Source organism: Bacillus cereus group sp. RP29, assembly GCF_040459765.1.
GTDB lineage: Bacteria > Bacillota > Bacilli > Bacillales > Bacillaceae_G > Bacillus_A > Bacillus_A paranthracis.
The window spans coordinates 3,607,014-3,633,991 of the sequence record NZ_JARVHN010000001.1; the positions used below are offsets into that span (position 1 = coordinate 3,607,014).

A 26,978-nucleotide genomic window follows, 5' to 3' on the forward strand; every position below is an offset into this window, starting at 1 on the left:
CCTATTCCCCTTCCCGCTTTAAACTGCACTCCGGTAAACAAACGATAAACTTACACCCGTTCCCATTTTCATTGTCTTCTAACCTTACTTCTCCGCCGAGCTCTGTTACCATTTCATCTATGTAAGAAAGTCCAATACCTGTGGACGGTGTTCCTGTTTGATCATACTTTGAAGTAAACCCGGGCTTAAATACTAATTTCTTATACTTTTGCGTTATACCTGGGCCATCGTCAATCACTTCAAAGATTACATTTTTTTCTCGTTTATATAACTTAATACGAATGAGACCTCTATCTTCAATTGCTTCAACTGCATTCGCAACTAAGTTATTAAAAATTGATAGCACTGTATACACGTGATATGCAGCGTGTTCACCTTCTATATGTTTAGAAAAACGTATATCTTTCTCTAACATTTCAGCATACTTTTCATTTATTCTTACAATCATTTCTGTAAGCTCATGACCTTCTACATACTCAGCCACATTTTTATCTAATAACAGTTTAGATAATCCTGCAAAAATCCTTTGATTATCCTTTTTTATTTCGTGCACTTCTCCTGCTATTTTCAATGCTGTTTTACTGCTGGAATCATCATTCGCTTGTAAATTCCGATATAATTGATACGCTTCTTGTGTAATTAATTCTGCATTTTGTAACGTTTTTTTCAAATGAACAGATTCTACATATAAATTTGAAAGGTGCATGAACATTTTTTCATTTTCTTTTCGAACTTGTGATTCTTTTAATTTCGTTTCATATAAATTCATCATATTTAAAAAGCCAAGTGCAAAGAAGCTACGGAAAATAGCAATAATGATGAGTTTATTTACTTCAGAAATTGTTATTGTTGTACCTAGTACTAACATGTGATAAAACGCAAGTTCCGACATACTTGCAACAATTTCAATTGAAATTCCAAGGCACCCAATAACAATTGGCTTCTGATGAAACTTATTCACCCTACAAAGTGAAAAAAGACTTCCATAAATAAAATAATAAAAGAACACAGGATAACGCAAATAAAATGATTCTGTCATATGAAATGAGCCTTGCATGACCCAGTCAAGGCATACTCGGAATAAGACTACACATATACCGACAAGAATACCCGCAGCAGCTGCTGGTATTCTTCTTAAAAATAGTAATAAAAAGAAGAATAACGGCGTCCCAAAGCTAACACGAAACGTATCATTAAAAGGATGAAAATTAAGCTCTCCAGCAATCGGAACAACAACCATTAATATAATTAAAAGAGATATATCTTTCTTCCATAATTGATTCCAATTCAAAGGTGCCACTTCCTATACTCTTTTTTCAGTAATAAAAGTGAAAGCCCGCTTATATTATAAACGGGCTTTATTTCTATATTCTAACCTTTTCTACCGCTTTTATTTGGCGATACTCCGGCTCCCAGATTGCTTCTTTCACTGCAATCTTAATATCGTTATCACTTAAGTTCTCTCTCGCAACACCTTCCGCAACAGCAACTTTCGCTACTTCAATTGCTACCATTTCCGAGATATTACGTAGCTCTTCAACTTCTGGCAAAATAGGTGCTCCTGGCTGACTTGTATCAACCATACTTGCAACTGCTTCAGCTGCTGCTGCGAACATTCCATCCGTCATAACGCTTGCACGTACGACAATTGTTCCAAGACCAAGACCTGGGAAAATAAGTGCATTATTTGATTGTCCAATCACATACGTTACACCGTTATATGTAACTGGTTCAAATGGACTTCCTGTTGCAACTAACGCTCTTCCTTCTGTCCACTCGATTAAATCGGCTGGTTTTGCTTCAGCAAGTGGCGTCGGATTCGACATTGGTAAAATGATTGGTCTTTCTACGTGAGAAGCCATTTCTTTAATAATTTCTTCTTTAAATGCACCAGCAACGGTTGATGTACCGATTAAAATTGTCGGTTTCACATGTTTCACAACTTCAGCAAGTCCGATCACACCATTTTGCTTCCACTCACTTACTTCCGCTTCTTTTCTTGCATACGGAATTTGGAAATCAAGAAGATCTTCCATGTTATCTGTAACTAACCCGTTACGATCAATACACCAGAAACGCTTATATGATTCTTCTTCTGATAAGCCGGCGCGGACCATCGCATCTCTAACTTGATCTGCGATACCGATTCCAGCCGTACCAGCACCAAACACAACAACGCGGTGTTCACTTAGCGGTACACCAGAAGCTTTCACTGCAGATAATACAGCAGCAAGTGAAACTGCACCTGTTCCTTGAATATCATCATTAAACGTACAAATATCATGACGATATTTATCTAAAATTTTTCGTGCATTTCGAGAACTAAAGTCTTCCCAATGTAAAAGAGCTTTCGGGAATTGCTTATTTACCGCTTGTACAAATGTATCAATAAATTCATCGTAAGCTTCACCTGTTATACGAGGGTGACGATTTCCAATATAAAATGGATTGTCTAATAATTCTTCACGATTTGTACCTACATCTAAAATTACCGGTAATACGCGGCTAGGATCGATTCCAACTGCGGCTGTATAAACAGCTAATTTTCCGATCGCGATGTTAATACCACCAACGCCCCAGTCACCAATTCCTAATATACCTTCTCCATCTGTTACAACGACTAAATCAATATTTTCTGCTGTTGCACCAATATTGGCAAATGCTTCCTCAATACCTGACGGATCGTTAATTGATAAATACACACCTCGTGGTTTACGATATTCATGACTATATCTTTGAATCGCTACACCGACAGTTGGTGTATATACGATTGGTAACATTTCGCGTAAATGATCTGTTAAAATACGATAAAATAATACTTCATTTCGATCATGTAACGCTGTTAAGTATACATTCTTTAATAAATCATCCGGCTGAGAACAAAATTGTTCATATGCTCGACGTGCTTGTTCTTCCAATGTTAAAACCGCTGGCGGTAATAACCCTTTTAAACCTAATTCTTCTCTTTCTTCTTGCGTGAAAGCGACCCCTTTATTTAAAAGTGGTGTTGATAATACTTCTACTCCTCTTAATGTCGTTTCTAATGAACCATTAGAAGCTACTGTAAACTTGCTCATAACATCCCTACCTCTATTCATATATAGCATTTCTATATTGTAAACAAAAAAGAGGGGCTTGTCCCCCCTCTTCTTTTAGTTTTTCTTTAAAAGAGTTGCTCCTGCAATCCCTGGGTGCGTCATTTCGAATGGATCTAGAATTAACTCTAAGTCTTCTTGTGACAGTACACCATTTTTCACACAAAGTTCTCGAACGGATTGCCCTGTCGCGATTGCTTCTTTCGCAACGCGAGCTGCTGCTTCATAACCGATATGAGGGTTCACGGCTGTAATAATTCCTACACTCTTCTCAACATACTCTTTTAAGCGATCTTCATTCGCTTCAATTCCTTTTAAGCAATTATCTGTAAAGGCACGGAAACCGTTATTCATAATGCTAATTGATTGTAGTAAGTTGAAAACAAGTACTGGTTCCATCACGTTTAATTCTAATTGACCTGCTTCTGAAGCAAGACAAATTGTATGGTCGTTACCAATTACTTGGAATGCAATTTGATTAATTACTTCTGGCATAACAGGGTTTACTTTCCCTGGCATAATAGATGAACCTGGTTGACGAGCCGGTAACATAATTTCTGCTAAACCAACACGTGGACCTGATGCCATTAAGCGAAGGTCATTCGCAATTTTAGACATATTCATCATACATACTTTCAGTGCTGCAGATACTTCTGTGTATGCATCCGTATTTTGCGTTGCATCTACTAAGTCTTCTGCACCAACTAGTGGTAGTTCACTAATTGCAGCTAAATGTTTTACAACAGCTTGAATATATTCTGGATCTGCATTTAAGCCTGTACCAACTGCAGTTGCTCCCATATTCACTTCATATAAGTGTTGACGTGATTGCTGAATTCGTTTCATATCACGTTCAAGTACACGAGAGTACGCTTTAAATTCTTGTCCAAGGCGAATTGGCACAGCGTCTTGTAAATGTGTACGACCCATTTTAATAACATGATCGAACTGTTCTGCTTTTAATTCAAATACATCGTGCATATAACCCATCGTTTGTAATAAACCTTCTAATGCGTTTAATGTAGCGATATGAATCGCCGTTGGGAATGCATCGTTTGTTGATTGCGCCATGTTCACATGACTATTTGGACTAATATAATGATAGTCTCCCTTTTCCATTCCTAATAATTCAAGAGCACGATTGGCAATGACTTCATTTGCATTCATGTTCATTGAAGTACCTGCTCCGCCTTGGATTGGATCTACGATGAAATGATCATGCCATTTTCCATCGAGAATTTCTTGAGCAGCTTCTGCGATTGCGCCGCCCTTGTTCAATTCCAATCTTCCTACATCTGTATTGGCAAGCGCTGCAGCTTTTTTTACAACTGCGAAGGCTCTAATTAAACCTTCATGGATTTTGTATCCTGTAATTGGGAAGTTTTCAACTGCACGCATTGTTTGTACGCCGTAGTATGCATAGTTTGGTACTTCTTTTTCACCTAAAAAGTCTTTTTCAATTCGAACACCATTTTTAACTTCAGTTAATGTTGCCATGATTATTCACTCCTTAACGATTTCTTATGCTGCTTTTGTTTCTTTGACTGTTTCTACATATTGTTTTGCTTTCTCATTATCGAATTCGCCTTCCCACTTCGACATAACAATGGCCGCTAATGCATTTCCTAATACATTGACAGATGAGCGAATCATATCTAAAATGCGGTCAATTCCCGCAATTAATGCGATACCTTCTAGTGGTAACCCCATTGAACCTAACGTTGCTAATACAACAACGAACGATGCACCTGGAACTCCCGCCATACCTTTGGATGTTAACATGAGAACGAATAATAACGTTATTTGCTCTGTCAGTGACATGTGCACACCGTACATTTGTGCAACAAATAATGCCGCTAACGCTTGATAAATAGCCGATCCAGTCAAGTTAAATGTATAACCTGTCGGAATTACGAAAGAGGCAACTGCCTTTGGACAACCGAACTCTTCCATTTTTCTCATTATATTAGGTAGAACAGCTTCTGAACTTGCTGTCGTAAATGAAAGAATAAGTTCTTCTTTTAAAATTTTCATTAATGTAAAAATGTTTACGCCAACCATTCTTGCATTAATACCTAATACAATCACAACGAATAGTATAACAGTTACGTATACAGCTAGCACTAGTTTTCCTAAAGGAAGTAGTGTTGCTACACCAAATTTTGCAACCGTAACCGCAATTAATGCGAATACACCAAATGGTGCAAATTTCATAACTTGATTTGTAACCCAAAACATCGCTTCGAGTACACCTTCAAAGAAGTTAAAAACAGGCTTTCCTTTTTCCCCAATTGCTGCGACTCCTAAACCGAATAATACTGAGAAGAAAATAATCGGTAATAAGTCACCTTGTGCAATCGATTCAAATACGTTTTTCGGTACGATATGAACAATCGTCTCAGCGAATCCTTGCTTCTCTGTAGCATCTGCTGTTTGTTTATAAGAAGAAATATCACTTTGCTGTAAGTTATTCATATCAACGCCAGTACCCGGCTGGAATATATTTGCCGCAAGTAATCCCATTAAAATAGCAATCGTCGTAATAATTTCGAAATAAAGAATGGTCTTCCCGCCCAGTTTCCCAAGCTTCTTCATATCGCCTACACCAGCTACCGCAACAATTAATGCTGAAATAACAATCGGTACTACAATCATTTTAATTAAGTGAATAAATATATCCCCAATTGGTGTAATATAAGAAATCGCCGTTTTATTGCCATAAAAGACTGCCCCTACTACAATCCCTAAAACAAGCGCGACAAAAATTTGTGTTGCCAATCCGAATTTTTTCATTTATGTTCATCCCCTTCATGCGAACGCTTTCAATTTGAATTTATAAAAGCTACTCACACATCTTATAAGCGAACCTACAAAATCATACAAAAACCTACAAGTTCGTCACAAAAAATTCAAATATTTTTCTTCTTTTTTTCATTGACACCATTTTGTTAAAAAACGATAAAATAAACTTGATAAGTAGTCAGATTGTTTCGTATAATCAAAAAGATATATACTTAAAACAAATTAAAATGAAAAGGAGTGGATGATATGAAAAACTATACAAAACAATTCGTCTTATCTTCTTCTTTTCTTTTTCATTTTCTTAAAAAGGAACAAAGGCATTCGCCTTTGTTCCTTTTTTATTGCGATCTATATAGGGGGAATTGTTATGAGACCATATAAACGTGTCTTAATTAAATTAAGCGGCGGTGCACTTGCCGATCAAACTGGAAATAGCTTTAACTCCAAACGATTAGAACATATCGCAAACGAAATTTTATCCATTGTTGATTTAGGTATCGAAGTATCCATCGTCATCGGTGGCGGTAACATTTTTAGAGGTCATCTAGCTGAAGAATGGGGAATCGATCGTGTAGAAGCTGACAATATCGGGACGTTAGGTACAATCATTAACAGCTTAATGCTACGCGGCGTTTTAACAAGTAAAACAAATAAAGAAGTGCGCGTTATGACTTCCATCCCGTTTAATGCTGTAGCTGAACCATACATTCGCTTGCGTGCAGTCCACCATTTAGATAACGGGTATATCGTTATTTTTGGAGGTGGTAACGGGCAACCATTCGTTACGACAGATTATCCAAGTGTTCAAAGGGCCATTGAAATGAATAGTGACGCAATATTAGTCGCAAAACAAGGAGTAGATGGCGTCTTTACTAGTGATCCAAAACATAATAAAGCAGCAAAAATGTACAAAAAACTAAACTATAACGATATAGTTAGGCAAAACATACAAGTAATGGATCAAGCCGCTTTATTGCTTGCCCGTGATTATAATTTACCAGCACACGTCTTTAACTTTGATGAGCCTGGAGTAATGAAAAGAATTTGCTTAGGTGAACATGTGGGGACGTTGATTAATGATGATGCTTCATTGCTTGTGCATGAAAAATAATTATTTCCCATCAAAAAAGGGCGTCTTTTCTAGACACCCTTTCTTCCTTTATCATCACAAATAAAAATCAATCCATCCCGCAAATTTCTCCTTACAACGCTCCCAAAATGATAACTTCTCAAAAAATTCTTTCGTCATTTCTTTTGAATCATGAAAATCCTCCGTTAACGCATCATTAACTTGTCCTACAATTGAACCACCATGAATATACAAGTTCATTTCATCATTTATATTGAAGCTACGCGAAGTAAAGTTTGTTGTGCCAATAACGGTTAATTCATTATCAATAAGCATTAATTTTCCATGGAACATTCCTTTTTTATACCCATATACAGTAATCCCATTATTAATAGCTTGACGTATGTATGGATACGCCGCTTCTTTTATAAGAGGTAAATCTGGTTTATATGACCAAAGTATTTTCACTGTAACACCACGCTTTTGTGCTGCAATTAAAGCATTCATTGATTCTTTATTTTTCGCTATAAAATACGGCGTTGCAATTACAATTGAGTGCTGAGCTTGTTTTATTAGCTCTATATATTTTTCAGCAACGTAATGCCCATTGTAACTGACCATAGTATGCAATGTATTCCCTTTGCTAGCCTTATTTGTGCTCCTCTTTATATCCTCTTTCGTATCTCGTTTCCAATCTAAAGCAAATTGTTCCTCTAAATCTTTTGCTCCTTCTCCTTTAAGCCGCACATGATAGTCACGCCAATATCCAAAATGCTTATCTTTACCTAAATACTCATCTCCTATATTAAAACCACCTGTATAACCAATCTCCCCATCAATTGTCGTAATACGGCGATGATTACGATGGTGAAGTGAATAAAACCCGAATGGCAATTCAGGTTTTCTACTATACGTAAAATGCACACCACTTTCCCGCAATTCATTTATCATCTTTCTTTCAAATGATAAATCATTAATGCGATCAACTGATAAATAGACGTTTACTCCTTCTTGTGCCTTCTCTTTTAATAAATTTAAAAAAGTATGGCTACTTTTATCATCCGACAAAATAAAAAAATATGTATAAATAGATTGCTTCGCTTCTCTTATATCAGCAAATAACTGTTTATAAAACGACTTCCCTTCTACATATAATTGAAAATCACTATAGTGAGGGGCATACTCTGTCGGCATATTTTTGCCAGCTTCCATTTTCCTTCCTAAGGTAACGTCAATATGCATCCAAATTAAAATAAAAACGAAAATAGCAATAATAATAGAAGTAACTCGCAATATTTTTTTAATCATTTTAATTTCCTTCCGCTCGTTTTCTTTCCTCCTTTCTATTTTGTCATTCAAATTTAGATTTCATGCTTTATACAAAAAAGGGTGTGACTTTACATCACACCCTTTTTGTATTAAACAAAGTTTCTCGCATCATTATTTCTTCCAAATTTATAAATGGCAATTAAGAAGAACGCAATCGCAAAAGCGAATAAAATTAATATGTTTAAATACAACTCAGAGAACGGAATTCCTTGTTGTAATTTTGCTATCGTATCTAATAACCAACGCTGCGGAAGAAAATTAGCTACTTTTTGTACTGCATTCGGCATAATGTCGTACGGGAAATAACATCCAGCAAGCAAACATGTTGGTACTATCACTAAATTTTGCATTGCATTTGAAGCAGCTGAACTTTTTGAAAAAGACACAATGACTAATGATAAACCAATTGCAATTAAAGCGAATACCATAAGCACACCAATCATTACTATGAAAGGCATATTAATATTTGTATGAAAAACATTCGTCAGAAATAGTACTGCAATGACAATTTGCAATGTTAATATCATCATATTTACTGCCACATTGGACAATATAAATTTCTTTCCGTCAATTGGTGTTGATAATAATCTAAAATACGTTCTATTCTCTTTTTCTTTTAAAATAAATCCTGATAAGTTCACTGCTGAAAACAGCATAAACATAATAAGATAACCCATCGTTTGATTTGTCATATCTTTATTTTTCGAAGTATCTTCTAGCGTCTCCGTTTTCATTTTAAATGAACTTTTTTGATATCCTGCGTACATCTTATCAAATGCACTTTGATCTGTTCCTGCTACTTTACTAATAGCTGCTACATTATCAATATAATTGTATAAATATGATTTTATAAATCCTGTTACTTGATCACCTTTAATCGATGCAATTTCAATATAATCTGGTTTCCCTTCTCGAACGCTTTTTGAAAAACCAGAAGCTAATGTAATAACTCCATCAAGTTTTTTAGAAGTGAGTTTATCTTCTATTTCAGACTCCTTAACCTTACTCACATTCACATGATTTAATCCTTCTAAAAACTTTATCGTATCGTTTGCTATCGGCTCATTTTCTTTATTTACAATCCCGATATTTAACGTTCCTTGCCCTGCATTTCCGTATATCGAAAAAGAGATGAGCGTCCCGATTATTGGCAAACTAATAATAATCAATAACCCTTTTTTATTTTTCAAAAGTACAGATAACGTTTTTTGTATGAGCCATAAAATATCTTTCATACTATAGCCCCTCCCGTCTACGTAATGCAATAATTGCAATTAATAAAAAGAGTGCTGATATTCCAATATTTAAAGAAATGACTGGTAGTGCTGCCCCTACATCATTCGCATAAATAATTTTCATAACAGCTGTATTTGCCCACGTTAATGGTGATAAATTCGTAACGAAATTTTCTTCTATTACGAAATATGCACCGCCAAAAATAGAAGCTAGTTGCACTACCACCATAATAATTGCTCTAGACGATTCAGGTGTTTTTGTAATATATCCAATCCCTAAACCGAAGCTAATTGCTAGAAAGACTTCTGTTAATAAAATAAGAAATATGATTCCAAGGTGATCTCCCCAATTCGCTTGAAAGACAAATTTACTAAATAACATAACGAGTAATATGCACAGGGCATTTGCTACTAGACTACCAAGCACTTTCCCAATGAAAATTTCAGCCTTACTTATAGGTGCAGCAATAAGGCGATCTCCTGTTTTACGTATTCGTTCTCCTCGAATTAGAAAACTTGCTCCCATCGCAGCATACAGCGCAATCATCGTCGTCATTACAACCGCATAGTAATCCATAGAACCCGGTTTATTCGCAGCTTGTAAAGATGTTTCTTTTATATAATCATTATGATTTCCATTTGAAATAACTGCGCTCACCTTACTAGGATCAACTTTTGCAACTTCGGCTGCTACATTGTACTTATCAACAAATGTTATAAGCATACCTTCCACAATACTTCCCTCAATACTACTTTTGTCACTTCCGTAAGTTTTTGCACCATCTTTATTTAATTCTACATAAGCAGCATATTTATTTTGCTTCACTGCTTCCTTCCCATCTATACCTTCAGAAGCTTTTTTAAAATGAATCCCCGATTTATCAACTTCTTTCGCAAATGCTTCAAATGCTTGAGAAAACGTGCTACTCGCTTCATCTTTATATAGCACCTGTATATCTTTAATTGAATGACTATCACTATTAAACGCATTACTTAATGCTGTACCTAACACAAGCATAAGCACAATCGGAAAAGCTAACATAAAAACTAAAGTTCTTACGTCTCTGAAATCTCTTTTCATATGCATAATTGCAATATTGAAGATGTTCAATTGATGAACCTCCCTTTACCTTTTCTTCATTTACTCTTTATTTATCTCGTAAGTTTCTTCCAGTTAACGTAAGGAATACCGTTTCTAAGTTAGGAGCCTGCTCCTCTAACGAACGGATTTCAATGTCATGATTGATGAAGTGCTGAACAATTTTATTTAAATTATTTAATCCTGCATCAGAATTTACTTTAATTACGTTCTCTTCAATTTGAACAGCTTTCACACCGTTTATCTCTTTTAATTTTTCTACATCTAAATTCTCTACCGATTTCACTTCAATCCAAATATCTTTCGTATCAGTAATAATCGCTTTTAACTGCTCTTTCGTTCCTTCTGCAATCACTTTACCGTGATCTACTATCGCTATTTTCGTACAAATCTCTTCTACCTCTTCCATATAGTGACTCGTATAAATAATCGTACTTCCCATTTCGTTTAATTTCCGAACAGACTGCAGGATATAATTTCTTGACTGTGGATCAATTCCAACTGTCGGCTCATCCATAATAATTAACTTCGGTCTATGAGCAATTGCACAAGCGATATTCAGTCTTCGCTTCATCCCACCAGAAAAGTTCTTTGGATAGCTTTTCTGTTTATCACTAAGTCCTACAAATTGAAGAGCTTCCTCGACCCTAGCTTTTAATTCAGCTCCCCGTAATCCGTACAATCCAGCAAAGAATTTCACATTTTCATAAGCTGTTAACTCTTCATAAATTGCAATATCTTGCGGAACAATACCGATATTCATCTTCGCAAATCGATTATGTTTCTTTATATTTTTTCCTAGTATGCTAATTTCACCTTCATTACTTCTTAACAAACCAGCAATCATGTTGATTGTCGTACTCTTACCAGCACCATTCGATCCTAAAAAGCCAAATATTTCTCCTTCTTTAATAGATAAAGACATATTATCAACTGCGATGAAATCACCAAATTTTTTCGTTAAATTTTTAATTTCTAAAGTATTCATCGTTTCACCCCTATTTCGGTTTCTCTGCTTTTAGTATAAACAAAAAGAATGAACCTGCTCAGTGCAGAAGTTCATTCTTTTCACATGAGATTATTCACTTTTTTCATATGAGATGATTCATCCTCATATCGGTAGCAACATTGTTACTGAAAAACCACTTGTTCCATCTACAATAATTTTACCATTTACAGACGCCGTTCGTTCCTCCATCCCCATAATCCCGAGACCTTTTTTAACAAGTGTTGCACCTTTTCCATTATCCTTCACTTGCACTTTCACCATCTTATTAAGTACATGAATATCGATTGAAATGACTGTCGCATCAGCATATTTCATCGCGTTTGTTAATGCCTCCGTAACATTTTCACCGATAATCTTCCACTGAATCGGTGAAATCATATCTAAATTCCCTTTATATACGAAAGGAATATTTATATCATGCTTACCGGCAAATTCCTCTATGAATAATTTCATACGATGAATGCCAATTTGCTCAGTTGGTGGCTTCATATTTTTTAATGTAATCCGAATGCTTTCAATACCATCTTTTGAAATATGTATTGCATTTTGTAATAACTCAGCTGATTTTTCTTTATCTATCTCCATTAACCTCTTTGCTGCTTCCATTTGAATGAGTGCCCCTGTCATCGAGTGGCCAATTTTATCATGAATTTCCTGTGATAACCGGTTTCTCTCTTCTAACTTAAATGTGTACTCTGATTGTCTTATATACTCTTTATTTTCATTTAAGCTTTTCGTCAGCCGCTGCATATCTTTTCGCATCTGATCATTTTGTGATTCAAGCTTTAATACGCGCGATATATACCGTTCTGCCATAGTTAATACGAGAAAGGAAAATGCAACAATTAATCCATATGTCATTCTAATACTTTCATTTGTAAAGATAATAGGAATCATCATAATGATAAAGAGTTGCCATCTCTTCTCTATATAACGGAATATAATTTCATATAAGTTCAATGGTAAAAACAATATAAAGAACGAATGAATCTTCCATGTAAATAACATAACTAAGCCAATCGATACAGAAGTTAATATGTTTTTGTACGTATCTTTTTTACATATAGAAATCAGCACGTTTACAGAAAGATATAAAAGCAAAGTAAGTATAATCCATGGTAAGTTCGCAACATTTAAATACATGTAACTAAACACAATATATATAAAGACAATTAATTTACTTACAGTTAACCAAAATTCCATATCTTTAATCTACTTTCCCTGTTAAATAATAAATCGCGATTTGTGTACGATGTTCCAGTCCAGTTTTCCCTAAAACTGACGTAATATAATTTGCAATTGTTCCTTCTGATATGAAAAGTTGCTTCGAGATTTCTTTATTCGAAAAGCCTTTTGCAATTAATGCGATAATACTCAGCTCTCTTTCAGTAAAAAGACTTTTATCTATTTTACATTCTTCCTCTTTACTTTCCATTAAATTAGACTTAATTTTATCGAGAACTACATCTTGCATAACGGTTTGACCGTTATATACTCCTTTAATCGCATCTCGAATACGCTCTGGATCATTATTTTTTAATAAATAACCTTTCGCTCCGTTTTTTACTGCATCCAAAATATATTCATCGTCATCAAACGTCGTTAAAATAAGCGGCTTCGTTTTCGTCTCTTCACAAATGAATTTCGTCGCCTGTACCCCGTTCATATTTGGCATGCGAACATCTAATAGAGCGATATCAACGTCGTTCTTTTTGCAATATTCCACTGCTTCTTTCCCATCATTTACTGTATCTACTACTTCGAACTCTTCATATGTATTTAAAATAATTTTCATGCCTTCTCTTATAAAAGAGTTATCATCTGCTATTAATATTTTAATTTTCATGTTTGTTAGTATGGATCTTCCCCTACTAACATTCACATCCTTTCTTCCCGTAACATTTCTTACTTGCTCATTATATACTTCTCTTTACCATTTTTTCACACCTTTTTTCATCTAGCCCCCTTCCTAAAAATATATTATTCTTTTTTTACAACATGTGTAGGGTGACTTATCGTTCTTTACGTCTATATAATAGAATGCGTCAAAAAGGAGGGAGAGACCCATTGAGGAAAAACAATTAATTGAAAAAGCACAGCAAGGAGGCGAACATGCTTTTCGTATCCTTGTGCAAACATATCGTCATTATATTTTTCAAGTTATCTTTTCTATTTTAAGACATGAAGAAGATGCGAAAGATGTTACACAAGAAGTATTCGTAAAAATTCACGCCTCTCTCCCAAATTATCAATTTCGCGGATTAAAAACGTGGATGGCGCGTATTGCCACCAATCACGCTATTGATTATAAGAGAAAGAAAGCTAGAGAAAACGAAGAACTCTCTTTATGTAAAGAAACTGAGGAAAATATAAAATCCTCTCATAATATTGAGGCTTTATTATTGACGAAAGAGCAGAAATTACTCATTGCTCAAAAACTGAGAGAACTTCCCGATAATTACCGTGACGTCGTTCTCGCACATTACTTAGAAGAAAAAAGCTATCAAGAAATTGCTTTACAGGAAAACATCGAAGTGAAAACAGTCGAAATGAAACTGTATCGGGCAAGAAAGTGGATTAAAAAACATTGGAAGGAGGAAGAGTTTCTATGATGCATTATTCAAAAGAAGATTGGCGCAATTATACATTAAATGTTATAGAAAGCAATGAACGTGAATCTATGGAAGAACATCTTTATGAATGTGATCATTGTTTAGCACTTTATATGGAAAGTATTGATGAACAACAGGAAAACCTTCCAATGATAAATGATGATTCATTTACGAACGAAGTTATGACGCAAATTAATTTTGAAACGCTACAACCTAATGAAAATATAAAAACAAACTCACTAAAGCGCACCATCGTTCACTACATAATTGCGACTGCGGCTACAATTATTTTTATGGTAAGTGGTTTATTCCAATATATTTTCACAGCGACATCAAATTTCGAGAAATCTTCAAAACATAACGAGTCTTCTATCTCACAACAAATTGTAAACAAATCGGTAGACACATCAAAAAAGGACGGAGGTTCAAAGCATGAATAAAAATCCCTTTTTAGCACTTGTATTAGGGCTAATTCCTGGGCTTGGACATTTATATTTAAAGAAGTTTGGACGGTTTATTTTATATGGTGGAGGAGCTTTATTACTATTTTCCATTGCAGTTTTTTGCGTAGTAGAATTAATAGCGCGCGAACTTGCTTTTCTTTCTCTATTTTTACTAGCCGTGTTATGGGTGGTCAACTTACTAGATTTAGTTATCACAATTATTAACCAATCGAAAAAACAAGCAACCGGAGAATTGACAGAATCCTCTAAAGAGAGCGAACGATTTTATATCATTCTTCTTTCCATCATCCCTGGACTTGGTCATTTTCAATTAGGACTTATGCAACGTGGCCTTACATTTTTAGTAGCTTGTACAGGAATCGGAAGTATGATCATTTTCGTTGCTCTTTTAACATCTCAAGAAAGTTTTCTTATCTTTCTCGTGACGTTACCTGTTTTATGGATTTATAATTTCTTCGATGTTGTTCAGCAACTCCAGAAAAAAGAACGTGGTGAGCAATTAATTGATCGTACCATTTTCGAAGATTTTGAAGAGCACCGTGAACAAGGAAAAAAAAGTAAAACATTCGCTTCTATTTTAGCGATGTTTCCTGGAGCAGGACATATGTATTTAGGCTTACAGCGCCGTGGCCTTCAGCTTATGGCAGCCTTTTTACTTTCAATATATTTACTCGACTTATTAAGACTTTCAGCGTTTTTATTTTTAGTACCAATCATTTGGTTCTATAGCTTTTTTGACGCTTTACAGCAAACTTCAAAATACGGAAAAGAACGTGTAGATGATGAACCTATCATTGATTATTTTATCAATCATCAAAGATGGATCGGTATTGGGTTAATTATACTCGGTGGTTATTATTTATTAGACCAAACACTCCTTCCTATTTTGGACAATTATTTTGCATCTCTATTTAACATTCATCTTAGCGAGCTGTATTATCGCTATTTCCAAACATCTATCGTTGCACTTCTCTTAATTGGTGGCGGCTTTAAATTGTTACTTGGAAATAAAGAAAACAAAGGTGGTACGAAAGAATGAGAACATGGCGCGTTGGAACATTTTCAATGGGGCTTTCTATTATTGCATTAGGATGCTTCTTACTATTTTCAGTTATAAAAGGTACTGAGGTATTAGATTCCTTAACAGCATGGTGGCCTGTTTTACTTATTATACTTGGCGTGGAAATTTTACTTTACCTACTATTTTCTAAGAAGGAACAATCATTTATTAAATATGATATTTTCAGTATTTTCTTTATCGGTGTTTTAGGAAGTGTTGGCATTGCTTTTTACTGTTTATTATCAACTGGATTGCTAGAAGAAGTTCGCTACGCCATTCATACAACTAGACAAACGAACACGATTCCAGAAAGCAAACTTAGCATTCCTGAATCTATCAATAAAATTGTCGTAGATGCAGGTACAGACAACCATCCTCTAACGATAGACGGAAGAAACTCAAATGAAGTTAGCCTTCTTGGAACATACGAAATGACAACAAAAGGAAATGAAAAACCAAATTTAAAACAAGAAGATTTTCTTTCAGTTCAAACGACCGGAGAAACAATGTATATAACATTAAAGTCGTTACCGTTTCATCAAAGACTGTTTGGTCATGAACCACGCGTAAAGCCGACACTTGTACTACCGCAAACGAAACATGTAGAAATTCGTGCTTCTAATCGCGATCTTTCTCTTTATCCAGGTCAATTACAAAACAATTGGTTTGTACAAGAAAGCTCAGGTGTATCTGTTCATTTAATAAAAGAAAGTGACATTTCTCTAACAGCAGTAACAAACCAAAAAGAAGCTATCGGAAATACACCTTGGGAACAAGTAGAGGATTTAACGAAAAAAGAAAATAATTCTTCAGAAGAAAATCCAGAATTAAACGGGCAAGAACATTGGTATAAAAATTCGATTAAAACCGGGAATGGAACGTACAAGTTAAATATTGAGAAAGCTTACAATTTAAATATGAGCGTTATTGAAAAATAAAAAAACCTTCCGCAATTGCGGAAGGTTTTTCTCATATAATCGCTTTAATTCCCTCTAACACTACGCCAATCATAAATCCGCAAACAGCTCCGTTTACTCGGATCCATTGCAAATCTTTACCGACGTTATTTTCAATCATTTCAATTAACGTTTTATCATCTAACTTATCAAGATTTTCTTGCACAAGCTTTCCGATTTTCGAATGGTTATTCTCAACAAGCTTCACAACTTGTTTTTGTAACCAATCTTCTATTTTTTGAACAGTCACTTCGTCATCTTTTATTTTATTCATTTGTTTTTGTAAAAATGGAATAACATACTTATCCGCAAATTCTTCATTGTTTACAAAGGCAACTGCTTTTTGCTGCACTTGTTCCAGCATCTCTTTAATTTTGTCAGTACCATCCCAATTTGCAATCCACTTTTCTTTCCATTTTTCTAATTCCTGTAGCAACGCTTCATTTTCTTTTACATTTATAATTTCTTGACGAATTTTCGCTAATATAAGTTGTCTCGTGCTATTATCAGCATCTTGTAAGCTGCTAATATTACTAATAATAAACTTCTGCAAAATACCGCCAATTTTATCTTCATCTACAATATTCATAAATGATTTCAAAGTAAACTGCAAGAATCCATCTACTTTTATATTTTCCATCGCCTTCATACCTAAGCTTCCGAGTTGGTAACGCGCTTCATCTTGCGCTGTCCAGCCTTTCACTTTTACTAATATGTAATCAAGTGTCTTTTCATCATATTCTTGCACAACTAATTGATCAACAAGCACTTGTAAAATGTTACTTGTATTCATTGTATGCAAATACGTTTTTAATTCTTTTTCAATAATAACCGCTAATTTTTCAGTATCTATTGAAACAATCGCTTTCTCCGCAATCGTTACAATCCCTTTTTTCACAGCATCAGACTGCATTTCTCTCTCTGCAATTTGCAGCACCATTTGTGCTAATTGCATTTCTTTTACTTTATTCGTAATACTTTCTTTCGTTAGCCACTCATTTTCTAACGTATTGATGAGCCCTTTCGTTACTCGTTTACGGTTTTTCGGTAACAAAGCTGTATGCGGAATTGGAATTCCCATCGGGTGACGGAATAATGCTGTAACTGCGAACCAATCCGCAAGTCCACCAACTAACCCAGCTTCAAATCCACCTTGAATAATCTCACCAGCTACCGTCCCTTGAAAAGGAATAGAAGCCGCAAAACCTACTCCCATAACCCCAAGCGAAATACCCGCTATATATTTAGTCTGTAATGACATCGTATACACATCCTCTTATTATGTAAAATAAAGCTTTTTTGTTATATTTATTCGATCTTAGTAATCCTTTATATCTATACTATAAAGAACATATGTGAAAATAACAAAGATTTTTATGTACATGAAAAAATGAGACTATAACTAGCCTCATTTTCCTTACAGTATTAATTCTAAACCTTTCTTATAATACCCATCCATCACATCTTCTGGAACCATACTACCACCAGTTCCCCATACAATATGAGTACCTTTTTTCATCTCCTTCATTAACTGTTGCTCTTGTAAATACGCATCTTCTTTACATACTTTTACTGGTCCTATCATACCTGCTAATGCAGAAGGCTCTAAATAAATATTCTCTGTATCAGCTAGTTCTTTTAACAATCTATATAACTCTTCATCGCTTACTGTGTAATTCCCACTCAAAAATGGTTCCATCGTTTTACCAACAAATCCAGATGGCCTTCCTACCGCAAGTCCGTCTGCGTCTGTTACATTATCAATTCCGATATCTTGAACAGCGATTTTATCATGAAGTCCTGTCATTAACCCGATTAACATACATGGAGAATGTGTTGGCTCTGCAAAGAAACAGTGTACGTTGTCTTTATACAATAACTTTAAACCAAATGCGACTCCGCCAGGTCCGCCCCCTACTCCGCATGGCAGATAAACGAATAAAGGATGCTCTTCATCCACTACAATCTCTAACTCTTCTAATTGTTTTTGTAAACGCGATGCTGCTACTGCGTATCCTAAAAATAAATCATGCGAGTTTTCATCATCTACAAAATAACAGCTAGGATCAGCATCTGCTTGCCTTCTTCCTTCTTCTACAGCTTTACTATAATCAGCTTCATATTCAATAACATTTACACCTTTACTTCTTAATAAATCTTTTTTCCATTGTTTCGCGTCTGCTGACATATGAACCGTTACGTTAAAACCTAGTTTCGCACTCATAATCCCAATGCTTAGCCCTAAATTACCTGTAGAACCTACAGCAATTGAGTATTTTGCAAAAAACTCTCTACATGTATCACTATCTAAAATGGAATAATCATCTTCTTCTGTTAACATACCATGCTGCAAAGCTAATTGTTCAGCATGTTTCAACACTTCATAAATGCCGCCTCTAGCTTTAATTGACCCTGATATCGGAAGATGACTATCACATTTTAATAATAATTCTCCTAATATAGGTTGCTCGTAATTTTTCTCTAAAGACTGTTTCATAGAAGGTATCTTCACTAAAGGTGATTCTATAATACCGCCTGTGTCTTTCGTTTCAGGAAAAACTTTCGCAATGTATGATGCAAAACGCTTTAACCTCTCCTCCGCATCTTTTACATTCTCTTCACTGAGTGGCGAATCTTTTATTGCCGTTTCATACTTTTCCATGTTCGGATTCACCCAAAACACTTCTTCTGTTGCGATTAATTTATTTAATAGTGGATATCCCTCTTTTAATTTCTCTATTCCCTTCATTCTCTTCCTCCTCATCACCTTGTAGCTTACGATTTAATAAATTATAATTAAATTAATTTTAATATAGTTTAACATAAATTTTTCACTTTAGTTAATTTTAATTTAATTTATTTAAATATAATTTAATAATTAGTAAGGAGATTTTCATTATGGAAAATATAGATATTGGTAAAAAAATTGAAAAACAAAGAAAAGAAAAAGGTTTAACGAGTAAAGAACTTGCAAAGATGGCTGATATTACACCATCTATGTTAAGTCAAATTGAGCGTGGATCTGCTAACCCTTCTATCCAAACATTAAAAGTACTCGCTAAAGCTCTTGATGTTCCAACATTTAGCTTTTTACTTGAAGATACAAATACAGACGATTTAATTGTACGTTCTCATAAACGAAAAAAAATGATTATCGATAATTTATCATATGAAATGCTATCACCTGATTTCACAGGAAATTTAGCAACAGCAATTATGACCATCCCGCCGAATACAGCTTCGTCAGAAAATGTGCTAGAACATAAAGGTGAAGAATTAGCATATGTATTAGAAGGGAAAATCACATTACATTTAAATGAAGAAGAGTACATATTAGAAACGGGTGATAGCGTAAAAATACCCGCTTATTTAAAACATAAATGGGTAAATCAATTCGAGAAAAATGCCATTGTTTTATTTTCTGTTACTCCGCCGATTTTTTAATAGATGTAATAAAAATAGCCACGTGCGGATTCCTCCGTACATGGCTATTTTTATCTTTTCGGCACGAACAAAATCCCTAAACTCATAACACAAAAACTTAGTATTTGCTGCATCGATAAACCAAATAGAACCGAATTCTGTTCACTAACAAGCGAAATAATAATATGAGCAAACCCCTCAATAATTAGAAAAACACTTATATTCTTTCCATTTCCAAGCCTTTCATTTTTCATCCATAACAAGCCCACTATACAAAGAGCCAGAATGATCTCGTATGCGAATATAGGATGATATAAAAAATTAGATTCATATACTTTCACACCCCAAGGCAATGTCGTTTGTACTCCTACTTTTTGGTGGAATAGAAAATAAAAAATAATACTCATACATAGCGCAATAGGTAATGCATCAAGTAAAGTACGAAGCGAAAATTGCCCCTTTTTACTTTTCCAAACAATGTATACACTTGCAATTATGCATCCTACTACAATATGTTTCGTACTTCCTATAGCTAATAATGCTTGCAGTGGCGACCTAATAGCCCATACTGGATTTAAAAACGCCGGTGCAAATTTCCATACAAATACGATGATAAAAAAAGCATTTGTTACTGCATCCATCATTTTTTCATATGGTACACTTTGTTTCTTCATCTTTCGTTTCATCAACATAAATCCAAATAGACTTCCAATTATAAGAGATACGGGTTGTAACCTCACGATCCACTCCATTAATACAAAATCCCCTCTTTAACTCTCAATTAATTTCTTAAATTTCTCTTCTAATTGATCTGGAGGTAATACGCCTCGTACTTGCTCTACAATAATTCCATCTTTATTAACAAAAAACGTCGTTGGTAAAGAAAATACTTTATAGTCTAATCCAGCTACTCCATCCATATCTAGTAAAACAGGAAACTGAAATCCGTGACGATCCGCAAAAGCGCTCGCTTCTTGCACTGGATCTCCTATTGTTGCATTTACCGCAAAGATTTCAACATCTTTTTTATATTTATCATACATACGAACTAAGTCAGGTGCCTCCATTTCACATGGACCACACCATGATGCCCAAAAATTAATAAGATATGGTTTACCTTTTGCATCATTTAACGAATACAGCTTCCCGTCTAATCCTTTTAATGTTATGTCTGGTGCTTTAAATCCTACTTGTGGTAATACTTCTGTTTTCTGTAATTCCGCTTGTTTCGCTTTTCTTTCTTTTTCTTCTTTCTTTGCATTATAAAAATTAACTCCGGCCCAAATTAGTGCTCCGGCTAGTATAATAGCAATTAGTTTCTTCACTTTTCTTCCTCCTCATTTTTAAAAACCTGTAAATCCACCGAATAGACGAATAAAGAATGCTGTAATTTTCGTCATTTGATTTGTATACAATAAAACACCTGTAATATATATAGGGATAAAAAGTATCATGATATAAATGACAATACCTCTATACACACTACATAGAGTAGTGTTCATCCTTAAAAAAAGAGGCTATATGCACTCTCCGACAATCAGTACAACCGACATACAGAATAAACCTACTGTTACATATACCGAATTCGTATGTAACGGAATAGTAAGCTTAACAACTTTTTCATGTAACACTTGCTCAATTCGTAAATTTATTGCTGTTTTTGCAAATGAAGCTGTCACACATCGGTTTTCCATTGTCTTTATTTTAATTAATTTTAATAATGCGCTTCCTAACTCAAACGAAGACTCCATTTTTTGCATCGCATATTTATCAGCAGCTAGCTCCTGATACGTGTGATACCGCTGTAACAATCCTTTTAATATCGGTATGTACATCATTCCTTCTGCTAATAACGTAAAACAAAATAATTTTAGCGGATCTCGATTGTTTTGATGATATTCTTCATGAAAAATAATCGCATCCATTTCTTCATCTGAAAATGTTTGAAGCATCCCTTCTGACACGACAACTTTCGGACGAAATAATCCAATTGTAAATGCCGCAACTTCCGCAGTCGGCAATATATATATTTGTTTTCCTTTTCGAACGAAAGGAATAAGTACTTTTTGTAATCTTTTAGTATCAAAAAATTGTCGCCACATTCTTTTGCACACGATAAACAATGTAAGTAGTAGAAATCCAGCGATTATAATACGAATGAGCGATAATTCTTTCATATGTTTTTCTAACTGAAACAAGCAAAAATTTGAAAGAAAGAACGCCTTATTTTGAAAAAGAAATGGATATGTAACGTAATACACTAACATACTGAAAAAGACGGTACTAACAATTATTGCTAACAATACGATTTTATGCATTTGCCATTTCATTTCATTAATCCTCTTTTTTTAACTGACTCAATCTATCTTCTAACTTTTTTATTAAAGTCGGATCAACCTGCTCTAACTCATCTAGCATATGATTTACAACTAAATCTCCAAATTCCCCCATTAATTCCTGCGTCATTTTCTTCGTTTGATTAGATAAGAACTCTTCTTTTGTTTGTACAGCACGATATATGCCACTTCTTTTCACAGTCTGCTTTTCTAAGTGTAATTTCTCTACTAACCTGTTCATAACTGTCATAACGGTATTAAAATTCACAGGTGATTCTTCACTTAATTTCTGCTGTACTTCTTTAATCGTAATACCCTCGCTAGACCAAACAATCTCCATAATTTTCGCTTCAAGCGGTCCAAAGAAATGATTTAACCCTTGCTCATTTAGCTTATAGTTTTGAGTAAACATCATGCGTCTCCTTTCACACTACGAATTGTAGTATAAATTAATTGAAAGGTCAAACGTAGATGATATATACGAAAATGAACTACCTATAAATACATAGGCAATTCCATTCATTTTAAACCTAATTTTTCTCCAAATGTATCAAAGAGATACTGCTCTAATATTTGTACACTAAACTTCTCATTACGTCCAAGTGCAAACAATTCCCGATCTTTCGCTACGATCGTATCTAACGGGATAACGACATTATCCACTATTTTTGTAATTTCAATGATGTTACTTTTTACATTTACCTCTGTTTTAAATTCAATGTTTTCTAATACGATATGCGAGCGTCTTCCTGATGCAAAAAAAGTAAAGTTAGGATTTTTATAAATACCAATTTCACTCTCTAGCGGATATAAATACTGAAAAATGATATCTCTATGTCCATCTTTTATTATTTTTTCATCCTTCTCATCATCCAAGTATTCCTTCACCTTCGTTGTAAATTCGAATCGAAAATCCACTTTTCTCACGCTCCCTCTTTGTATTTTTATATTAAATAAATATATTGAAATAATTTTACCATATTGTAATACAAGTTCCTATTAAAAGTAAAAACTCATTTGTAAAATCTCTATTATTTCCGATTCCTTTTTAAAGGATAAGTACTCATTCAATATGAATACATGCTTCTTTATATCCATTTAAACATATTGTTTCCATATTTTGAAACAATAGTATGAAGTATTATATATTAATAAATTGTTTCTAATTCATTTCTCAATATAACCAGCCTTTGCTTTACTATTCCGATATATTCAAACTATATTTTCTACTTAATCACTACATCGCAGAAGGAATGTAACTCTCTTCTATCGAATTTTTATATAACGAAAATGATTAGGTGGTGCTTTACTATGAAATTAGCTGTCATTGGTGGCGGTGATTTACAAGATTCAAATCACTCGCCTATTAATGAGCGACTTATAGAATTAACAAATAAACAGTATCCGAAAGTATTATTCATTCCTACAGCTAGTCATGATGATGAAAGCTATATAAAATTATTTTTAGACACATTCGAAAAACAATTACACTGTGACGTACAAATTTTACGTATTATAGCCGATACACCTTCTAAATATGAAATAGACGAAATGATTCAGTCTGCTGATTTAATTTATCTCAGTGGCGGAAACTATATTCAAATGATTTCAGAATGGAAAGAACATAAGCTCGATGAAAAATTACTATCGGCTCTGCAGCAAGGAACGCTCATTGCAGGGTGTAGCGCTGGTGCTATGTGCTGGTTCACATCTAGCATCCGCTCAGATTATGAAGGTTCCGGTTATATAGAGAGCAACGGCTGGGGAATTGTGAACAAAAGGTTTTGTCCACATTATAATCAATTAAATAGAATGAACGCCTTCCATTCCTTTTTACAAAATCATCAAGGGAATATAGAAGGCATTGCACTAGAGGATAATTGTGCCTTATATATTACAGAAGAATCTTTTGAAATTATCGGTGAACCAGAAAAAGCGTGGGAGTTTTATATGAGTGATAACAAACTCATTAGACAACATTTTGATATTACTTTAAAAAGCTATTTGTAACCTACACTTACAAAAAATGTCCCTAAGTATAATAACTTAGGGACATTTTCAATATTTAACTCACTAATCGTGTAATTCGTTTCTTCTGCCATGAAAGCTTATAATATGCATATTGTAGTATTAAACTGACAATAAACGCTGCTGGGTACCCAATCCATATCCCTTCTATGCCAAGACTTGTATGGTAAGAAAGGTAATACGCTACAGGTACTTCTACAAGCCATATTGATACGACGCCGATAACAGTTGGCCATAATACTGTACCACTCGCTCGCATTGTCGCACTAATAATTTGCGCATGCCCGAAAATTAAATAACTCCATAATGTAATCATAACTAGGCTATGAGCAATTTCAATTGTAGTTTGACTCGTTAAAAATAGTGATAGAATGTCTCTTGAGAACAAGTAAATGAGAGATATTAGCACACCACCGATGACGTAGTTCATAATAATTCCGGCCTTCACAACTTTCTGCAATCGATCAAATTGATTCGCACCAATTGATTGGGCAGCAAAAATGGAGACTGTAATACCAAGACTAACTGCTGGCATTTGCACATAACTTGCAACTTGGTTCACAACGCCATAAGCTGCTGTTGCATCCGAACCGTAACGATTTACAAACGCGATTACCGCAATTTCTGATAATGAAACTAATATCATATTAATACTCGCTGGAATACCAAGTCGTAGTAGAAGCTTTAATAACCCCCAATCCATTCGAAGATATTTCCTTACCGTACTATCTAATTGTAGTGGGTGATTTTTTTTCTTTAAATACACTAACATGACAATAAACGTAATAACTGTAGATATAACAGAAGCATAGGCTGCTCCATACACATCTAATTTTGGAGCACCTAACCATCCAAAAATAAGGATTGGTAATAAGATCATATTTAGCGCTGTACTTACAATTAAAAAGTAAAATGGCGTTTTAGAATCTCCTGTACCTCTCATAAACGTTGTGTATGCGAAATATAAAAATAAGATTGGCATCGATATAAATAAAATACGTGCATAATGTACACTTATTTCAATAATATTTTCTGGCGTCCCCATAAGGCGCATAATATCCATCGCAAAAATACTACCTACTATCGCTAACACAACTCCAATAATAAAGGTAAATGTTAGCGTCGTACCAACAATCGCTTTTAAACGATCTTCGTTTTTTGCCCCAAACGCCTGACCAATTAAAATGGAACTCCCTGAACCAATACCAATTACGAATGAAACAAGTAAGAAAAATAATGGGAAGAATGCCGATATGGCCGCTAAATCATTCACTCCAAGCCATCTTCCTACTACTACCATACCGAATAATTGTCCAACTGATTGTAGTACATTACTTAATAGTAAAGGTACTAAAAACATGGACATCGATTTCCAAATCGGTTTACTCTCACTTTCTAACTTATGTGACTCCGCACCTTCTTTATTGTTATTTGTAGGTGGTTTCAAATTTCATTTCTCCTTTTATTAAAAATCTGTTTTTCAACTTCTATCTCTTTGTATAGTTGTTATAACGATGTGCTTCTATTCATTTTCTTGTCCCTATATTATAACTTCACCCAATATTGGCTTCCATCAGCTGTTCTATCTAAAAACCCGTATTCGATTAAATATCTTCTCAAAGTTACAAAATCCGGATATACGTTTTCTATAATAGCATTTACTTCTTTTTCAGTGTACTTTTTATGACTATCAAACTTCGTCACTAAATGACGTAATATAATTAATTTACGCTTTTGCTTTTTTGGAAATTTAGAAAGCGGTCCATCTAATCCCTCTGTAAAATGCGTTTTTAACACTTCATCATTTTCTTCTTCTGTAATATTGTAACGATCATCTACCATCGTTGCTGTTCTATGAATAGGTACAAATTTCGTTTGTACTTTTGATTTTTCTTCTGACAGTTCCATTAACGCTAAAAACACTTTCGCTTGCTTCATTTTCTCTCGAAGTGTAAACCGATGATTGCGGATGGTTGAAGTACTTCCGCCATCCATCTCTTTCACAATCTCTTTATCATTCAGCCCCATATGGAAAAACTGAACCATCTTCTTTTGCAAATCCGTTAAACCCGTATACTTCTTATCAAGGTTTAATAAATAGTCAAACATAGATGTATGTTCGTTTTGCACATGCAATTGTACAAACTTCTCTGCTTCATACAAAACTTGATTATCTTGATAAATAACACCCTTAATAAACGTTTCTCCACAAGCTAAACAAATATACTCTTCCGTTTCCTCATCAAACACATACCCTTTTTTCAATTCCTCTACCGACGCATCCCAAAACTTCTCTGAAATATCGCTCATACTAAACACTCCTTTAAAATGTCCATTTTAAAATAAACAAATTCCAATAACGTTTATTACCACTTCATCATCTTAACATAAACGAAATAAACATTTCAATGTTTCGTTTACCTATTTTTCAAACCTTTATAAAAAATGTCTATAAAATATT

Annotated in this window: 26 protein-coding genes and 1 pseudogene; 7 read left to right on the top strand and 20 right to left on the bottom strand. The window is 34.4% G+C overall.

Features of this window, described 5'->3' with window-relative positions:
* Position 1 precedes the first annotated feature (1 nt).
* The 4 genes from QCI47_RS19105 to QCI47_RS19120 all read right to left on the bottom strand — a co-directional run bounded on the left by QCI47_RS19105 (position 2) and on the right by QCI47_RS19120 (position 5,888).
* Positions 2–1,300, bottom strand: coding sequence for a sensor histidine kinase (locus QCI47_RS19105; RefSeq protein ID WP_001997204.1), 1,299 nt, complete (start codon positions 1,298–1,300; stop codon positions 2–4).
* 64 nt (positions 1,301–1,364) lie between these two features.
* Complete coding sequence (malS, locus tag QCI47_RS19110; RefSeq protein ID WP_002170289.1) at positions 1,365–3,077, bottom strand: oxaloacetate-decarboxylating malate dehydrogenase; 1,713 nt, start codon at positions 3,075–3,077, stop codon at positions 1,365–1,367.
* A gap of 75 nt (positions 3,078–3,152) precedes the next feature.
* A complete protein-coding gene (gene aspA, locus QCI47_RS19115; protein ID WP_000224208.1) occupies positions 3,153–4,592 on the bottom strand; it encodes an aspartate ammonia-lyase in 1,440 nt (479 codons plus the stop codon).
* Positions 4,593–4,616: 24 nt separating this feature from the next.
* A complete protein-coding gene (locus tag QCI47_RS19120) occupies positions 4,617–5,888 on the bottom strand; it encodes a cation:dicarboxylate symporter family transporter (RefSeq protein WP_000713289.1) in 1,272 nt (423 codons plus the stop codon).
* A 376-nt stretch (positions 5,889–6,264) separates the two neighbouring features.
* Between QCI47_RS19120 and pyrH the strand changes: the two genes are divergently transcribed.
* Positions 6,265–7,008 (top strand): UMP kinase, encoded by a 744-nt coding sequence (gene pyrH, locus QCI47_RS19125; protein WP_001248049.1) that lies wholly within the window; start codon positions 6,265–6,267, stop codon positions 7,006–7,008.
* 54 nt (positions 7,009–7,062) lie between these two features.
* Here pyrH and QCI47_RS19130 read toward each other — a convergent pair whose 3' ends face one another.
* From QCI47_RS19130 to QCI47_RS19155, 6 genes are all read right to left on the bottom strand, one after another.
* Positions 7,063–8,274 carry a phospholipase D-like domain-containing protein gene (locus tag QCI47_RS19130; protein ID WP_048557490.1) on the bottom strand — a complete coding sequence of 404 codons (1,212 nt, stop codon included), beginning with the start codon at positions 8,272–8,274 and terminating at the stop codon, positions 7,063–7,065.
* A 110-nt stretch (positions 8,275–8,384) separates the two neighbouring features.
* The gene (locus tag QCI47_RS19135; RefSeq protein WP_353811923.1) at positions 8,385–9,530 is read right to left on the bottom strand and encodes an ABC transporter permease; all 1,146 of its coding nucleotides are present in this window, start codon (positions 9,528–9,530) and stop codon (positions 8,385–8,387) included.
* Between the two features lies 1 nt (position 9,531).
* Positions 9,532–10,641, bottom strand: a complete 1,110-nt coding sequence (locus QCI47_RS19140) for an ABC transporter permease (protein WP_001020164.1) — start codon at positions 10,639–10,641, stop codon at positions 9,532–9,534.
* A gap of 37 nt (positions 10,642–10,678) precedes the next feature.
* Positions 10,679–11,617, bottom strand: a complete 939-nt coding sequence (locus tag QCI47_RS19145; protein ID WP_001093819.1) for an ABC transporter ATP-binding protein — start codon at positions 11,615–11,617, stop codon at positions 10,679–10,681.
* A gap of 123 nt (positions 11,618–11,740) precedes the next feature.
* Complete coding sequence (locus tag QCI47_RS19150) at positions 11,741–12,841, bottom strand: sensor histidine kinase (protein WP_000397675.1); 1,101 nt, start codon at positions 12,839–12,841, stop codon at positions 11,741–11,743.
* 4 nt (positions 12,842–12,845) lie between these two features.
* Positions 12,846–13,484, bottom strand: coding sequence for a response regulator (locus QCI47_RS19155; RefSeq protein WP_353811924.1), 639 nt, complete (start codon positions 13,482–13,484; stop codon positions 12,846–12,848).
* A gap of 283 nt (positions 13,485–13,767) precedes the next feature.
* On the opposite strand from QCI47_RS19155, the gene QCI47_RS19160 reads away from it, so the two are divergent.
* From QCI47_RS19160 to exsE, 4 genes are read left to right on the top strand one after another with little or no spacing between them, the layout of a single operon-like run.
* Positions 13,768–14,250 (top strand): RNA polymerase sigma factor, encoded by a 483-nt coding sequence (locus QCI47_RS19160; RefSeq protein ID WP_001195469.1) that lies wholly within the window; start codon positions 13,768–13,770, stop codon positions 14,248–14,250.
* Positions 14,247–14,690 carry a hypothetical protein gene (locus QCI47_RS19165; protein ID WP_000972367.1) on the top strand — a complete coding sequence of 148 codons (444 nt, stop codon included), beginning with the start codon at positions 14,247–14,249 and terminating at the stop codon, positions 14,688–14,690. Before QCI47_RS19160 ends, QCI47_RS19165 begins: the two co-directional genes overlap by 4 nt.
* Positions 14,683–15,753, top strand: coding sequence for a hypothetical protein (locus QCI47_RS19170; RefSeq protein ID WP_076875823.1), 1,071 nt, complete (start codon positions 14,683–14,685; stop codon positions 15,751–15,753). Before QCI47_RS19165 ends, QCI47_RS19170 begins: the two co-directional genes overlap by 8 nt.
* Positions 15,750–16,712, top strand: a complete 963-nt coding sequence (exsE, locus tag QCI47_RS19175) for an exosporium protein ExsE (RefSeq protein WP_309422646.1) — start codon at positions 15,750–15,752, stop codon at positions 16,710–16,712. Before QCI47_RS19170 ends, exsE begins: the two co-directional genes overlap by 4 nt.
* Positions 16,713–16,743: 31 nt before the next feature.
* On the opposite strand, the gene QCI47_RS19180 is transcribed toward exsE, so the two are convergent.
* The gene (locus QCI47_RS19180; protein ID WP_309422645.1) at positions 16,744–17,991 is read right to left on the bottom strand and encodes a DUF445 domain-containing protein; all 1,248 of its coding nucleotides are present in this window, start codon (positions 17,989–17,991) and stop codon (positions 16,744–16,746) included.
* A 156-nt stretch (positions 17,992–18,147) separates the two neighbouring features.
* A complete protein-coding gene (gene dsdA / locus QCI47_RS19185) occupies positions 18,148–19,479 on the bottom strand; it encodes a D-serine ammonia-lyase (protein WP_309422644.1) in 1,332 nt (443 codons plus the stop codon).
* A gap of 149 nt (positions 19,480–19,628) precedes the next feature.
* On the opposite strand from dsdA, the gene QCI47_RS19190 reads away from it, so the two are divergent.
* A complete protein-coding gene (locus QCI47_RS19190) occupies positions 19,629–20,174 on the top strand; it encodes a helix-turn-helix domain-containing protein (RefSeq protein ID WP_000427635.1) in 546 nt (181 codons plus the stop codon).
* A 50-nt stretch (positions 20,175–20,224) separates the two neighbouring features.
* Here QCI47_RS19190 and QCI47_RS19195 read toward each other — a convergent pair whose 3' ends face one another.
* The 6 genes and pseudogenes from QCI47_RS19195 to QCI47_RS19215 all read right to left on the bottom strand — a co-directional run bounded on the left by QCI47_RS19195 (position 20,225) and on the right by QCI47_RS19215 (position 23,407).
* Entirely contained in the window at positions 20,225–20,905 is a 681-nt protein-coding gene (locus tag QCI47_RS19195; protein ID WP_309422642.1) for a prolipoprotein diacylglyceryl transferase family protein, read from the bottom strand.
* A gap of 18 nt (positions 20,906–20,923) precedes the next feature.
* Positions 20,924–21,478 carry a TlpA family protein disulfide reductase gene (locus QCI47_RS19200; RefSeq protein WP_046197751.1) on the bottom strand — a complete coding sequence of 185 codons (555 nt, stop codon included), beginning with the start codon at positions 21,476–21,478 and terminating at the stop codon, positions 20,924–20,926.
* 18 nt (positions 21,479–21,496) lie between these two features.
* Positions 21,497–21,583: pseudogene (locus QCI47_RS30310) on the bottom strand (cytochrome c biogenesis protein CcdA); the annotation flags it as partial.
* An 87-nt stretch (positions 21,584–21,670) separates the two neighbouring features.
* Positions 21,671–22,483, bottom strand: a complete 813-nt coding sequence (locus QCI47_RS19205; protein WP_061130789.1) for a M56 family metallopeptidase — start codon at positions 22,481–22,483, stop codon at positions 21,671–21,673.
* 4 nt (positions 22,484–22,487) lie between these two features.
* Positions 22,488–22,901, bottom strand: coding sequence for a BlaI/MecI/CopY family transcriptional regulator (locus QCI47_RS19210; RefSeq protein WP_000495066.1), 414 nt, complete (start codon positions 22,899–22,901; stop codon positions 22,488–22,490).
* A gap of 107 nt (positions 22,902–23,008) precedes the next feature.
* Positions 23,009–23,407 (bottom strand): DUF3942 family protein, encoded by a 399-nt coding sequence (locus tag QCI47_RS19215; RefSeq protein ID WP_001983153.1) that lies wholly within the window; start codon positions 23,405–23,407, stop codon positions 23,009–23,011.
* Between the two features lie 393 nt (positions 23,408–23,800).
* On the opposite strand from QCI47_RS19215, the gene QCI47_RS19220 reads away from it, so the two are divergent.
* Positions 23,801–24,499, top strand: a complete 699-nt coding sequence (locus tag QCI47_RS19220) for a peptidase E (protein ID WP_000762143.1) — start codon at positions 23,801–23,803, stop codon at positions 24,497–24,499.
* Positions 24,500–24,554: 55 nt separating this feature from the next.
* Here the strand turns inward: QCI47_RS19220 and QCI47_RS19225 are convergent, their stop codons facing one another.
* Both QCI47_RS19225 and QCI47_RS19230 read right to left on the bottom strand, forming a co-directional pair.
* Complete coding sequence (locus QCI47_RS19225) at positions 24,555–25,964, bottom strand: MATE family efflux transporter (protein WP_000804168.1); 1,410 nt, start codon at positions 25,962–25,964, stop codon at positions 24,555–24,557.
* Positions 25,965–26,062: 98 nt separating this feature from the next.
* Positions 26,063–26,827: a DUF2087 domain-containing protein gene (locus QCI47_RS19230; protein ID WP_309422640.1), complete on the bottom strand. Its 765-nt coding sequence runs from the start codon at positions 26,825–26,827 to the stop codon at positions 26,063–26,065.
* Between the last annotated feature and the right edge of the window lie 151 nt (positions 26,828–26,978).

Coding starts and splice junctions, on each gene's coding strand:
- malS (WP_002170289.1), bottom strand. CDS start 3,077: ATGAGCAAGTTTACAGTAGCTTCTAATGGTTCATTAGAAACGACATTA.
- aspA (WP_000224208.1), bottom strand. CDS start 4,592: ATGGCAACATTAACTGAAGTTAAAAATGGTGTTCGAATTGAAAAAGAC.
- QCI47_RS19120 (WP_000713289.1), bottom strand. CDS start 5,888: ATGAAAAAATTCGGATTGGCAACACAAATTTTTGTCGCGCTTGTTTTA.
- pyrH (WP_001248049.1), top strand. CDS start 6,265: ATGAGACCATATAAACGTGTCTTAATTAAATTAAGCGGCGGTGCACTT.
- QCI47_RS19130 (WP_048557490.1), bottom strand. CDS start 8,274: ATGATTAAAAAAATATTGCGAGTTACTTCTATTATTATTGCTATTTTC.
- QCI47_RS19135 (WP_353811923.1), bottom strand. CDS start 9,530: ATGAAAGATATTTTATGGCTCATACAAAAAACGTTATCTGTACTTTTG.
- QCI47_RS19145 (WP_001093819.1), bottom strand. CDS start 11,617: ATGAATACTTTAGAAATTAAAAATTTAACGAAAAAATTTGGTGATTTC.
- QCI47_RS19150 (WP_000397675.1), bottom strand. CDS start 12,841: ATGGAATTTTGGTTAACTGTAAGTAAATTAATTGTCTTTATATATATT.
- QCI47_RS19155 (WP_353811924.1), bottom strand. CDS start 13,484: ATGAAAATTAAAATATTAATAGCAGATGATAACTCTTTTATAAGAGAA.
- QCI47_RS19165 (WP_000972367.1), top strand. CDS start 14,247: ATGATGCATTATTCAAAAGAAGATTGGCGCAATTATACATTAAATGTT.
- QCI47_RS19170 (WP_076875823.1), top strand. CDS start 14,683: ATGAATAAAAATCCCTTTTTAGCACTTGTATTAGGGCTAATTCCTGGG.
- exsE (WP_309422646.1), top strand. CDS start 15,750: ATGAGAACATGGCGCGTTGGAACATTTTCAATGGGGCTTTCTATTATT.
- QCI47_RS19180 (WP_309422645.1), bottom strand. CDS start 17,991: ATGTCATTACAGACTAAATATATAGCGGGTATTTCGCTTGGGGTTATG.
- dsdA (WP_309422644.1), bottom strand. CDS start 19,479: ATGAAGGGAATAGAGAAATTAAAAGAGGGATATCCACTATTAAATAAA.
- QCI47_RS19190 (WP_000427635.1), top strand. CDS start 19,629: ATGGAAAATATAGATATTGGTAAAAAAATTGAAAAACAAAGAAAAGAA.
- QCI47_RS19195 (WP_309422642.1), bottom strand. CDS start 20,905: ATGGAGTGGATCGTGAGGTTACAACCCGTATCTCTTATAATTGGAAGT.
- QCI47_RS19205 (WP_061130789.1), bottom strand. CDS start 22,483: ATGAAATGGCAAATGCATAAAATCGTATTGTTAGCAATAATTGTTAGT.
- QCI47_RS19210 (WP_000495066.1), bottom strand. CDS start 22,901: ATGTTTACTCAAAACTATAAGCTAAATGAGCAAGGGTTAAATCATTTC.
- QCI47_RS19220 (WP_000762143.1), top strand. CDS start 23,801: ATGAAATTAGCTGTCATTGGTGGCGGTGATTTACAAGATTCAAATCAC.
- QCI47_RS19230 (WP_309422640.1), bottom strand. CDS start 26,827: ATGAGCGATATTTCAGAGAAGTTTTGGGATGCGTCGGTAGAGGAATTG.